The 11989-nt window shown below is 72.0% G+C and carries 10 protein-coding genes; 3 read left to right on the top strand and 7 right to left on the bottom strand.

Features of this window, described 5'->3' with window-relative positions:
* Positions 1–66: 66 nt before the first annotated feature.
* From ilvC to ABZ873_RS20900, 5 genes are all read right to left on the bottom strand, one after another.
* A complete protein-coding gene (gene ilvC, locus ABZ873_RS20920; RefSeq protein ID WP_360874009.1) occupies positions 67–1068 on the bottom strand; it encodes a ketol-acid reductoisomerase in 1002 nt (333 codons plus the stop codon).
* A gap of 153 nt (positions 1069–1221) precedes the next feature.
* Positions 1222–1746, bottom strand: a complete 525-nt coding sequence (gene ilvN / locus ABZ873_RS20915; RefSeq protein ID WP_030027475.1) for an acetolactate synthase small subunit — start codon at positions 1744–1746, stop codon at positions 1222–1224.
* 31 nt (positions 1747–1777) lie between these two features.
* Positions 1778–3664, bottom strand: coding sequence for an acetolactate synthase large subunit (locus ABZ873_RS20910; protein WP_360874006.1), 1887 nt, complete (start codon positions 3662–3664; stop codon positions 1778–1780).
* A gap of 204 nt (positions 3665–3868) precedes the next feature.
* Positions 3869–6736, bottom strand: a complete 2868-nt coding sequence (locus ABZ873_RS20905) for an EAL domain-containing protein (protein ID WP_360874039.1) — start codon at positions 6734–6736, stop codon at positions 3869–3871.
* Positions 6737–7037: 301 nt separating this feature from the next.
* Entirely contained in the window at positions 7038–7985 is a 948-nt protein-coding gene (locus ABZ873_RS20900) for a 2-hydroxyacid dehydrogenase (protein WP_360874003.1), read from the bottom strand.
* Between the two features lie 73 nt (positions 7986–8058).
* Here ABZ873_RS20900 and ABZ873_RS20895 point away from each other — a divergent pair, with 73 nt between their 5' ends.
* From ABZ873_RS20895 to ABZ873_RS20885, 3 genes are all read left to right on the top strand, one after another.
* Positions 8059–9066: an aldo/keto reductase gene (locus tag ABZ873_RS20895; RefSeq protein WP_360874000.1), complete on the top strand. Its 1008-nt coding sequence runs from the start codon at positions 8059–8061 to the stop codon at positions 9064–9066.
* A gap of 108 nt (positions 9067–9174) precedes the next feature.
* Positions 9175–10428, top strand: a complete 1254-nt coding sequence (locus ABZ873_RS20890; RefSeq protein ID WP_360873997.1) for a PQQ-dependent sugar dehydrogenase — start codon at positions 9175–9177, stop codon at positions 10426–10428.
* 42 nt (positions 10429–10470) lie between these two features.
* On the top strand, positions 10471–10650 hold the full coding sequence (locus tag ABZ873_RS20885) for a DUF6191 domain-containing protein (RefSeq protein WP_360874036.1): 180 nt from the start codon (positions 10471–10473) through the stop codon (positions 10648–10650).
* A gap of 33 nt (positions 10651–10683) precedes the next feature.
* Here the strand turns inward: ABZ873_RS20885 and ABZ873_RS20880 are convergent, their stop codons facing one another.
* Entirely contained in the window at positions 10684–11319 is a 636-nt protein-coding gene (locus tag ABZ873_RS20880; protein ID WP_360873995.1) for a hypothetical protein, read from the bottom strand.
* Between the two features lie 87 nt (positions 11320–11406).
* Positions 11407–11961, bottom strand: coding sequence for a GNAT family protein (locus ABZ873_RS20875; RefSeq protein ID WP_360873992.1), 555 nt, complete (start codon positions 11959–11961; stop codon positions 11407–11409).
* Positions 11962–11989 lie beyond the last annotated feature (28 nt).

Here is an 11989-nt window from a genome sequence, read left to right as displayed (position 1 = left end):
CTCGCCACGAAGATCTCCTTCATCAACGCGATGGCCGAGGTCTGCGAAGCCCCCGCCGCCGTGCGATCAGCTCTCGTCGCTGTCGACCCAGCTCATCAGCTTGCGGAGCTTCTTGCCGGTGGTCTCCAGCAGGTGCTCCGAGTCGGCCTTCTTGTACTCGTTGTACTTCGGCAGGCCGGCCTTGTACTCGGCCATCCACTCCTCGGCGAACTTGCCGCTCTGGATCTCCTCCAGGACCTTCTTCATCTCGGCCTTGGTGGCGTCGGTGATGACACGCGGGCCGGTGATGTAGTCGCCCCACTCGGCGGTCTCGGAGACCGACCAGCGCATCTTCTCCAGGCCGCCCTCGTACATGAGGTCGACGATGAGCTTCAGCTCGTGCAGGCACTCGAAGTAGGCGATCTCCGGCTGGTAACCGGCCTCGGTCAGGGTCTCGAAACCGGCCTTGACCAGCGCGGACGCACCACCGCAGAGGACGGCCTGCTCACCGAAGAGGTCGGTCTCGGTCTCCTCGGTGAAGGTGGTCTTGATGACACCGGCGCGGGTGCCGCCGATGCCGGCCGCGTAGGAGAGCGCGAGGGCGAAGGCGTTGCCCGAGAAGTCCTGCTCGACGGCCGCGATGCACGGGACGCCGCGGCCCTCCTCGTACTGGCGGCGCACCAGGTGGCCGGGGCCCTTCGGGGCGACCAGGGCGACGTCCACGTGGGCCGGGGGCTTGATGAAGCCGTAGCGGACGTTGAAGCCGTGGCCGAAGAAGAGCGCGTCGCCCTCTTCGAGGTGGTCCTTGATGGACTCCTCGTAGATCTCGGCCTGGAGCGGGTCCGGGGTGAGGATCATGATGACGTTCGCCCAGGCGGCGGCCTCGGCCACGGGGACGACCTTGAGACCCTGCTCCTCGGCCTTGGCCTTGGACTTCGAGCCCTCCTTCAGGCCGACGACGACGTCGACGCCGGAGTCACGGAGCGACAGCGCGTGGGCGTGGCCCTGGCTGCCGTAGCCGATGACCGCGACCTTGCGGCCCTGGATGATGGACAGGTCGGCGTCGTTCTCGTAGAACAGCTCGGCCACTGGGATATCTCCTTGGTGCGCTGGTGTTGCTCCCACCGTACGGCGGGGAACGGAATCTGAGTCTGCCGGTCTCGCCATGCGGGCCACGTGTGTCCCGGGCGGCTCGCGGGCGGTGGAGCGGGCGGTGGTGCGGGGCGGGTCGGGCCCCGCGGGTCAGGCGCTGCGGTCGAGCGCGCGCAGGCTGCGGTCCGTGATGGACCGTCCGCCGCGCCCTATGGCGATCGTGCCGGACTGCACGAGCTCCTTGATGCCGAAGGGCTCCAGCATCTTGAGCATGGCGCCGAGCTTGTCGGAGCCGCCGGTGGCCTCGATGGTGACGGCCTCCGGGGAGACGTCGACGGTCTTGGCGCGGAACAGCTGGACGATCTCGACGATCTGCGAGCGGGTCTCGTTGTCGGCGCGGACCTTCACCAGGACGAGCTCGCGCTCGATGGCGTTGTGCGGCTCCAGCTCGACGATCTTGAGCACGTTGACCAGCTTGTTGAGCTGCTTGGTCACCTGCTCCAGCGGAAGGTCCTCGACGTTGACGACGATGGTGATGCGGGAGATGTCGGGGTGCTCGGTGACCCCGACCGCGAGGGAGTCGATGTTGAACCCGCGGCGGGAGAACAGGGCGGCGATCCGGGCCAGGATGCCGGGCGTGTTCTCGACCAGGACGGAGAGCGTGTGCTTGGACATGTGGGGCGTTCTCTCTCTCGGCTCTCTCGGCTCAGTCGTCTTCGTTGTCGCCGAAGTCGGGACGGACACCCCGCGCTGCCATGACCTCGTCGTTGGAGGTGCCGGCGGCGACCATCGGCCACACCATGGCGTCCTCGTGGACGATGAAGTCGATCACGACGGGCCGGTCGTTGATGGCGTTGGCCTCGGCGATGACCTTGTCCAGGTCGGCGGGGTCCTCGCAGCGCAGCGCGACGCAGCCCATGGCCTCGGACAGCTTGACGAAGTCCGGGACGCGGGTGCCCTTGCGGGGGGCGGTGGACTCGCCGAGCTGGGAGCCGACGGTGTCGTGGCCGGTGTCGTCGGCGTGCAGGACGGTGTTGGAGTAGCGCTGGTTGTAGAACAGCGTCTGCCACTGGCGGACCATGCCGAGGGCGCCGTTGTTGATGATCGCGACCTTGATCGGGATGTTGTTCAGCGCGCAGGTGACCAGTTCCTGGTTGGTCATCTGGAAACAGCCGTCGCCGTCGATCGCCCAGACCGTGCGCCCGGGCATGCCGACCTTGGCGCCCATCGCGGCGGGGACCGCGTAGCCCATGGTCCCGGCGCCGCCGGAGTTCAGCCAGGTGCGCGGCTCCTCGTACTTCACGAAGTGCGAGGCCCACATCTGGTGCTGGCCGACGCCCGCGGCGAAGACGGTGCCCTGCGGGGCCAGGGCGCCGATGCGCTCGATGACCTGCTGCGGGGAGAGGCTGCCGTCCTCGGGCAGGTCGTAGCCGAGCGGGTAGGTCTCGCGCCAGCGGCTGAGGTCGCTCCACCAGGCGCTGTAGTCACCGGCGTTGCCCTCGGTGTGCTCGGCCTGGACCGCCTGGATCAGGTCCGCGATGACCTCGCGGGCGTCGCCGACGATCGGGACGTCGACGGCGCGGTTCTTGCCGATCTCGGCCGGGTCGATGTCGGCGTGGATGACCTTGGCGAAGGGGGCGAAGCTGTCCAGCTTGCCGGTGACGCGGTCGTCGAAGCGGGTGCCGAGGGCGATCAGCAGGTCCGACTTCTGCAGGGAGGTGACCCCGGTGACGGAGCCGTGCATGCCGGGCATGCCGACGTGCAGCGGGTGGCTGTCGGGGAAGGAGCCCAGCGCCATCAGGGTGGTGCAGACCGGGACGCCGGTCAGCTCGGCCAGGACCTTGAGCTCGGCGGTGGCGCCGGACTTCATGACGCCGCCGCCGACGTACAGCACGGGGCGCTTGGCCTGGCAGATGAGCTTGGCCGCCTCGCGGATCTGCTTGGCGTGCGGCTTGGTGACCGGGCGGTAGCCGGGGAGGTCCTGGCTGGGCGGCCACGCGAAGGTGGTCTTCGCCTGGAGGGCGTCCTTGGCGATGTCGACGAGGACCGGGCCGGGGCGGCCGGTGGCGGCGATGTGGAACGCCTCGGCGATGGTCCTCGGGATGTCCTCGGCACGGGTGACCAGGAAGTTGTGCTTGGTGATCGGCATGGTGATGCCGACGATGTCCGCCTCCTGGAAGGCGTCGGTGCCGATCGCCTTGGAGGAGACCTGGCCGGTGATCGCGACCAGCGGGACGGAGTCCATGTGGGCGTCCGCGATGGGGGTGACCAGGTTGGTGGCGCCGGGGCCGGAGGTGGCCATGCAGACGCCGACCTTGCCGGTGGCCTGCGCGTAGCCGGTGGCGGCGTGGCCGGCCCCCTGCTCGTGGCGGACCAGGATGTGACGGACCTTCTTGGAGTCCATCATCGGGTCGTACGCGGGGAGGATGGCGCCTCCGGGGATTCCGAAGACGGTGTCGCACCCCACCTCTTCGAGAGAGCGGATGAGGGACTGCGCACCCGTGACGTGCTCAACTGCGGCGGGCTGCTGTCCGCCGGAACGGGGCCGCGGCTGCGGATGGTGGGCCCCGGTGGCCTGCTCGGTCATCGGCATTCTCTTCTCGAAGCTGAGGGTTTCACGCGGATTCGATTCTGTGCCAGTGCAACAAAAAACCCCTCGTGCCGGAGGCAAGCGAGGGGAGCGCGTCGGGTGTGTCGAGCGGGGAACATGCAGGTCCCTGCTTCAGCCGACGCGCTTTCCAAGTACGAGAATTCGGGTGCGCATGGCATTGACCCTCCCCCTGGCGGGAGGGTGATGTCAAGTAGGTGGGACGGGCGTCTCATCATGTGAGCCTCGGTGGAGGGCCAGGGGGCCGCCGGGGGAACCGCCCGCCAGCGCGGGCTGCGCCGCTCCACCCGGTACGGCGAACGTACCGCGCACCAGTGCGCGGCGCAGCCGGTACTCGTCGAGGGGGCCGGAAAACGCCTTCCCCTGACCGTGCGTGCATCCCATGGCGCGCAGCGCCATCACCTGCTCGGGCAGGTCCACCCCGTCGGCCACCGAGCGCATGCCCAGGTCGTTCGCGATGCGCAGGAGCCCGGCGGTGATCTTGTGCAGGCGGGCGGACTCGGCCACGCCCTCCACCAGGCCCCGGTCCAGCTTGAGCATGTCCACGGGCAGCCGGCGCAGGGCGCTGATGGCCGCGTAGCCGCTGCCGAAGCCGTCCAGCGAGATGCCCACCCCGAGCCGGTGCAGGGCCGCCAGGCGGCGCTCCAGGTCGTCGAAGGGCACCCGGGGGTCGGAGACCGCGAGCTCCAGCACCAGCGCCCCGGAGGGCAGCCCGTGGCGGGTCAGCAGGGCCTCGACGGAGCTGAGGGGCACGGCGCTGTCCAGGAGGCGCTGCGCGGTCATCCGTACGGCCACGGGCACGTCGTGCCCGGCCCGGTGCCGGTCGGCGGCCTGCTCCACGGCCTGCTCCAGCAGCCAGCGCCCCAGCTCGGCGGTGCGCGAGGCGTCCGGGGGGCCGTGCCCCGGACCGCCCGCGCCGCCCTCGCTGTACTCGGCTACCCGCAGGAACTCGGCCGGGGTGAAGAGGATGCCCTGGGCGGAGCGCCACCGGGCCTGGGCGGCGACGGCCGCGATCTCGCCGGTGGCCAGGGAGACCACGGGCTGGTGGAGCAGCGCGAACTCCCCCTCGTGCAGCGCGGTGCGCAGTCGGCCCGCCAGCTCGGCCTTGCGGACCACCTCGGCCTGCATCTGGGGCGCGTACAGCTCGACCCGGTCCTTGCCGCCGGCCTTGGCCCGGTACATCGCGAGGTCGGCGTTGCGCATGAGGTCCGAGGGGGTGATCCCGGGGTCCGCGAAGGCCACGCCGATGCTGGCGGCGACCCGGACCTCGTTGCCGCCGATGCGGTAGGGCTGGGAGAGGGTGGTGCGCAGCCGGTCCGCGATCTCCCTGACCTGGTACTCGCGGGCCCCGCGGTCGCGGCCGCCGTCGCCCAGGATGAGCGCGGCGAACTCGTCCCCGCCGAGCCGGGCTGCGGTGTCCCCCGCCCGTACGGAGTCCTGGAGCCGGCGCGCGGCCTCGACGAGCAGTTCGTCCCCGGCCTGGTGGCCGATGGTGTCGTTGACCGCCTTGAAGCCGTCGAGGTCGATGAAGAGCACGGCGGTGCTGTGGTCGCCCGCGCGGCGGCCGGCCAGGGCCTGGCGCACGCGCCGGGTGAAGAGGGCCCGGTTGGGCAGGTCGGTCAGCGGGTCGTGCTCGGCGCTGTGCTGGAGCTGGGCCTGGAGCCGGACGCGCTCGGTGACGTCGCGGCTGTTGAGGATGAGCCCGCCCTGGTGGCGGTTGACGGTGGACTCCACGTTCAGCCACTCGCCGGTGCCGGACTTGAAGCGGCACTCGATGCGGGTGGTGGGCTCCTCGGCGGGCGGCGCGGCGAGGAAGCGGCGCACCTCGTGGACCACCCGGCCGAGGTCGTGGGGGTGGATCAGGGTGGCCAGCTCGGTGCCGACCAGCTCCTCGGCCTCCCGGCCGTAGACCCCGGCGGCTGCGGGGCTGACGTAGCGCAGGGTCCCGGTGGGGGCGGCGATCATGATGACGTCGCTGGAGCCCTGGACCAGGGAGCGGAAGTGGTTCTCCTTCTGGGCCAGTTCCTGGGTGAGCGCGATGTTGTCGAGGAGCATGATGCCCTGCCGGATGACGAGGGCGAGGACCACGGTGCAGCCGGTGAAGACGACCATGCGGTCGACCTTCCGGCCGTCGACCACGTTGTACAGGATGCCGAGGGTGCAGACGGCGGCCGCGAGGTACGGCGTGAGCGCGGGCAGCGATCCGGTGATCGGCCGGCTGTGCGGGCGGTCCCTGCGGGGCGGGGCGGCGGGCACCGGCCCCGGGTGGAGCCGCCGGGCGCCCCAGGGCGCGTACGCGAGGAGCAGCGAGCCGGCGAACCAGCCGGCGTCGAGCAGCTGGCCGGACTGGTACTCGGCGCTCAGCAGCGGCGAGGTGAACAGGGCGTCGCTGAGGACCGTCAGGGCGAGCGCGGCGATGGCGGTGTTGACGGCGGAGCGGTTGGTCTCGCTGCGGCGGAAGTGCAGGACGAGCACCATCGAGACGAGCGCGATGTCCAGCAGCGGGTAGGCCAGCGAGAGGGCGGCGCGCGGGACGCTGCCGGGGGCGCCGGACTGGGCGGTGCGCGCCGCGTGCGCGAGCGCGAGACTCCAGGAGAGGGTGAGCAGCGAGCCGCCGATGAGCCAGGAGTCGAGCCCGAGGCAGACCCAGCCGGCGCGGGTGACCGGGCGCTTGGCGAGCACGAGCAGGCCGACGATGGCGGGCGGGGCGAAGCAGAGGAAGGCGAAGTCCGCCACGGAGGGCTTCGGCACGTCCTGGCCGAGGACCACCTCGTACCAGCCCCAGACGGCGTTCCCGCAGGCGCCCATGAGCGAGGAGAAGGCGAAGAGCAGCCAGGCGGGCCGCTCGCGGCTGTCGATCGTCCGCGCGTACGTGTAGCAGGAGACGGCGGCGAGCAGCCCGGCGGAGCTGAGGCCGAAGTCGCCCATGATCTCGGCCAGTTCCTCCGAGCCCCAGTTGAGGGCGGCGCCGACGGCGTATCCGCCGCTGACGACCGCGAGGAGCAGCTGTATGGCCAGCCCCCGGCTCCCGCCCGAGACGGAGGGCCGGTCGAGCAGCGCCGCCCCCTGGGTGCTCACCGGTGCCCCTCGCCGGCTGGTTCCGGCGCGGCCCAGTTGCGGCTGCGTCGCCTCCGGCGGCTGTACCGCGTCGGATCCTTCGTCCATTGGCCGTGCATCGCCCGTCGCCCCCCAAAGTGTCCGATCACTCCCCAGCGCCAGACGTTCGTGGCGCAGCCCCTTCTTCCGGACGATACACCACTTTCGTCACTCAGGGACATAGCTTCTCTACTCAGCGTCACCATCGGGGAGTTGCAGCGGGGCGCGCACCCGGACAAATGCGGAGCGTACCCGCATCGGGTCACTCGGTGACGTGAACGACGTGCTCCAGGGGCTCCCCCGCGGCGAAGCGCGTGAGCTGGCGCGCGAGCAGGCGCTTGGCCCGCGGCTCGAACGCCGAGCTGCTGCCGCCCACATGGGGGGTGATGAGCACGTTCGGGGCGTGCCAGAGCGGGTGTCCGGCGGGCAGCGGTTCGGGGTCGGTGACGTCGAGCGCCGCGCGCAGCCGGCCCGATTCCACCTCCGCCAGCAGGGACTCGGTGTCGACGACGGGACCGCGCGCCACGTTCACGAGCAGGGCGCCGTCCTTCATGCGGCTCAGGAAGCCGGCGTCCACCAGCCCCCGGGTGGCCTCGGTCAGCGGGGTCACGAGGATCACCACATCGGCTTGCGGGAGGAGCGCGGGAAGCTCGGAGAGGGCGTGCACAGGCCCGCGCGCGGTGGTGCGCGCCGTGCGGGCGACCCGTAGGACGCGTTCGCACTCGAAGGGCACCAGACGGTCCTCGATGGCGGAGCCGATGGATCCGTAGCCGATGATCAGAACTGTCCGGTCGGCGAGGGCGTCGTAGAAGCCGGAGCGCCACTCCTCGCGGTCCTGGCCCCGGACCATTCCGGGGATCCCGCGCAGGGAGGCGAGCGTCAGGGTGAGCGCCAGTTCGGCGGTGCTGGCCGTGTGGACCCCCGCGGCGTTGCACAGCCGGACGCCGGGACGCAGCTCCCCCAGGCCGCCCATGACGTGGTCGATGCCGGCGGTGAGGGTCTGGACGACGCGGACGGCCGGCATCGCGGCGAGCGGGCGCACGGTGACCTCGGACGACTTCATGTAGGGGGTCACGTAGAAGACGCAGTCGGCCGGATCGGCCGGGAACGCGTCCTCTCCGTCCCAGCGGCGGTACCGGAAGGAACCGGGCAGACCGGGGACCTCTTCGGCGGGGAAGGGGAGCCAGACGTCATGGGGCGTTGCAGTCATGATCGCGAGGCTATGCCAAGCCGTCTTGATCAAGCCGTTAGTTTGTTCACCGGAGCGTAAGGGGGACCACGGGGTGGAGCGCAGGTCGATCGGGGCGGGGGCGCTGACCGTGGGCGCCGTCGGCCTCGGCTGCATGCCGATGAGCTGGGCGTACGCGCCTTCGCGGCGGCGGGGTCAGGAGTCGCTGGCCGCCGTGCACGCGGCGCTGGACCTGGGGTCGAACCTGCTGGACACGGCCGATGTGTACGGGCCGTTCACCAACGAGCTGCTGCTGGGGCGGGTGCTGCGGGAGCGGCGCCCGGAGGCGTTCGTCTCGGCGAAGGTGGGGCTGCGGGCGGGCGAGCAGCACGTGGTGGCGGACGGCCGGCCGGGCTATCTGCGGCGGGCGTGCGACGCCTCGCTGCGGCGGCTGCGGACCGACGTCATCGACCTCTACCAGCTGCACCGGGTGGATCCGGACGTGCCCGTGGAGGAGACCTGGGGGGCGATGGCGGAGCTGGTGGGCGCGGGCAAGGTCCGGGCCCTCGGCTACTGCGCGCTGGGCGCCGGGGCCGGACCGGGCGCGGGGCGGCGCGGGGACCGGGCGTACCGCACGACCCTGCGGCACCTGGAGCGGATGCAGCAGGTGTTCCCGGTGAGCGCGGTGCAGGCGGAGCTGTCGGTGTGGTCGCCGGAGGCGGCCTGGCAGCTGCTGCCGTGGTGCGCGGCGCGCGGGGTGGGCTTCCTGGCGGCGATGCCGCTGGGCAGCGGGTTCCTGACGGGGACGCTCACGCCGGGCGAGGGCTTCGAGTCGCAGGACGTACGGGCCCGGCACCCCCGGTTCACGGCCGAGGCGATGGCCTCGAACCAGGTGCTGCTGGCGGGACTGCGCCGGGTGGCGCGGCGGCACGGTCCGCAGGTCACGGTCGCGCAGGTGGCGCTGGCGTGGGTGCTGGCGCAGGGGCCGCAGGTGGTGCCGGTCCCGGGGGCCGACCGCTCGCACTGGGCCGTGGAGAACGCGGGGGCGGCGTGGCTGCGGCTCTCGGCCGGGGATCTGGCGGAGATCGCGGAGCTTCCGGTCGAGGTGGGAGCCTGGGACTGAGCGCCCATGACCACTCGATCGAGTGTACGAGTGGTGGAACTTCGAGAACTGCCGGAGCTGTTGAGACGGGTGAAGGGCAGGATCGGAGGACCGGAAGGGAGCAGGGCGATGCGATGGGGACGTTCTTTCGGGCGGGCGGGGTCTCCCGGACCGAGGGGGTACGAGGGCCCGGGCGCGCGGCGCCGGGGCCTGCTGGCGGCGGCCGTGCTGGCGGGGTGCGGGGCGCTGCTGGCGGCGGGCTGCGCGCCGGAGGGCGGGCCGGGGAGCGGGCCGGGCGGCTCACCACCGGGACCGGCGGCCTCCGGGTCCGGGTCGCCGGGGGCTTCCGGGGGTGCGCAGGTCTCCCCCTCGGTTCCGGTGCCGCCCGCGAAGGGGGCGGTGACCGTCACGGGCGAGGTGGCCAAGGGGCTGGAGTCCCCGTGGGGCGTGGCCCCGCTGCCGGGCGGCGATCTGCTGGTGGCCTCGCGGGACAGGGGCACGATCAGCCGGGTCGCGGCGGGCTCCGGCGCGGTGACGCGGATCGGCGAGGTGCCCGGCGTGGATCCGGGCGGCGAGGGCGGGCTGCTGGGGCTCGCCCTGTCGCCTTCCTTCGCCTCGGACCGCCTGGTCTACGTGTACTTCACCACCGCGTCCGACAACCGCATCGCACGGCTGCGCTATGACGAGCAGAGACCGGCCGGCCAGCAACTGGGCGCCCCGGACACGGTGTTCCGGGGCATCCCCAAAGGACTGATCCACAACGGCGGGCGGATCGCCTTCGGCCCGGACAAGATGCTCTACGCGGGCACGGGCGAGACGGGCGTCACCGGGCTGGCGCAGGACAAGGCGTCGCTGGGCGGCAAGATCCTTCGGATGACCCCGGACGGGGAACCGGTGCACGGCAATCCGGAGCCGGATTCCGTCGTCTACTCCTACGGCCACCGCAATGTGCAGGGCCTCACCTGGGACAAGGAGAAGCGGCTCTGGGCGGCCGAGTTCGGCCAGAACACCTGGGACGAGCTGAACCTGATCGAGCCCGGGGCCAATTATGGCTGGCCGGAGGCCGAGGGAAAGGCCGGAAAACCGGGTATGCGGGATCCGGTGGCGGTGTGGAAGACCGAGGAAGCCTCTCCGAGCGGGATCGCCTGGGCGGAGGGGTCGGTGTGGATGGCCGGACTGCGGGGCGAGCGGCTGTGGCGGATACCGCTGGCCGGGGCCGCGCAGGCGGCGGAGCCGGAGTCCTTCCTGCAAGGGAAGTACGGGCGGCTGCGCACGGTGGTCCCGCTCGGTGGGGACAAGCTGCTGCTGGTGACGAGCGAGACGGACGGTCGCGGGTCGCCGGAGGCCGGTGACGACAGGATCCTGACCCTGACGGTGCGGTGACCGGCAAGTCCCCGGCCGGGGACGAAAGGTGCGGTGGACGCGGTGTTCAACATGATCGAGGAACTGTTCGGCCCGGGGCGCAGGCATACCGAGGAGGAACGGAAGCGGCTGGAGCTGTCCCGGACCGACGTCGATGACGCCGATCCGGGACGGGGACCGATAGACCTCGCCTCCGGCAAGGTGCTCATACGCCCGGCCGGGCGGCCTGCGGGCGGCCGCTGACCGGACCGCCGGGGGCCGGGGCGCCCCGTGGGGCTAGGCGCCGGCGCCGGCCGCCTTGGGGACGGCGAGGAGGAGGTCGAAGTACATGAGGACGAAGAGCAGTACGCCGAGGGCGCCCAGGCCGATGCCCGCCCAGGAGACCGACCGTACCCAGGTGGGGAGGTGGCGCTCGGGGGAGCTGAAGGCGGGCAGGGCCAGCACGAAGGTGGCGATGATCAGGGCGAGGACGGCGAAGATCCCGTTCACCATGGCGGTGGCGTGCCACGGGTCGACGAACTGGGCGGCGATCTGAGCGTTGGCGTCGGCGGCCTGGGTCAGCTCCAGGCGGGCGAGGACACTGGCGCGCTCGGACACGATGCCGGAGACCCAGCTCCCGCTGAGGGCGACGACGCCGAGGCCGGCGGAGACGATCGCGAAGGCGGCGGAGCCGACGTGGCCGGGCTTGCGGTCCTCGGCAAGGTCCTCGTCGAAGCTCTCGTCGTCGAGGTCCGCGTCAGCGAGCTCCGCCTCGGCGGACGCGGCGTCGGCATTGGCATCGGCCTGCGCCGGAACCTCGGCCTTGGCCGGGGCGGCGGCCTCGGGGGTCGGGGAGGTCTCGGCCTTGGTGAGGTCGGTGGGGGTGGGGTCCGCCTCGGCGGGCTGCGGGGCGGGGGTCTTCTTGGTGTCCATGCGGGGCACCGTAGGTGCCGTGTCTGAGAGTTCTCTGAGAATCCCCCGGCCCCGGGGCGGACGGCCCCGGGGGCGGCGGGACGCGGCTCAGGCGGAGCGGGTCGCGGCCCACTCCGGGGCGAGGACCGACCAGACCTCGGTGTCCTGGCGGACGCCCCGGTGGAGGTGGTTCTGCCGCATGACGCCCTCACGGGTCATGCCGAGGCGCTGGGCGACGGCGAGGCTCTTCGTGTTGCCCGTCGCGGCGTGCCATTCGACACGGTGCATGCCGCGCTCGCCGAAGGCGTAGTCGATCAGCACCCGGCAGGCGGCGGTGACCAGGCCGCGGCCGGCGGCGGCGGGCTCCAGCCAGCAGCCGATCTCGCAGTTCCCGGTGGCCGCGTCGAAGGCGGGGAAGAGGACCCCGCCGACCAGCGTGCCGTCGAGCCGGATACCGAAGAAGCGCGCGCCGTCCTCGCCGGCCTTCACCGCGTAGGTCGCGAGCAGCTGCCGGGCCGCCTCCACGTCGGGGGACCGGTCGGGGAAGCCGACGTACCGGCCGATGAACTCGCGGCCGCGCTCGATGTGCGCGAAGAACTCCTCGGCGTGCCGGGCCTCCAGCGGGAACAGCTGGGCGCCTTCGGCCAGGTCTATGGAGAACATGCGGCTTCTTCCTTGGGGCTCGTGCGGC

Origin of the sequence: Streptomyces sp. NPDC047014 (assembly GCF_040644195.1) — a bacterium.
GTDB lineage: Bacteria > Actinomycetota > Actinomycetes > Streptomycetales > Streptomycetaceae > Streptomyces.
Note: the sequence above shows the minus strand (reverse complement) of the source record. Positions and strands in the feature narration are given on the sequence as shown.

Coding starts and splice junctions, on each gene's coding strand:
- ilvN (WP_030027475.1), bottom strand. CDS start 1,746: ATGTCCAAGCACACGCTCTCCGTCCTGGTCGAGAACACGCCCGGCATC.
- ABZ873_RS20910 (WP_360874006.1), bottom strand. CDS start 3,664: ATGCCGATGACCGAGCAGGCCACCGGGGCCCACCATCCGCAGCCGCGG.
- ABZ873_RS20900 (WP_360874003.1), bottom strand. CDS start 7,985: ATGACTGCAACGCCCCATGACGTCTGGCTCCCCTTCCCCGCCGAAGAG.
- ABZ873_RS20890 (WP_360873997.1), top strand. CDS start 9,175: ATGCGATGGGGACGTTCTTTCGGGCGGGCGGGGTCTCCCGGACCGAGG.
- ABZ873_RS20880 (WP_360873995.1), bottom strand. CDS start 11,319: ATGGACACCAAGAAGACCCCCGCCCCGCAGCCCGCCGAGGCGGACCCC.
- ABZ873_RS20875 (WP_360873992.1), bottom strand. CDS start 11,961: ATGTTCTCCATAGACCTGGCCGAAGGCGCCCAGCTGTTCCCGCTGGAG.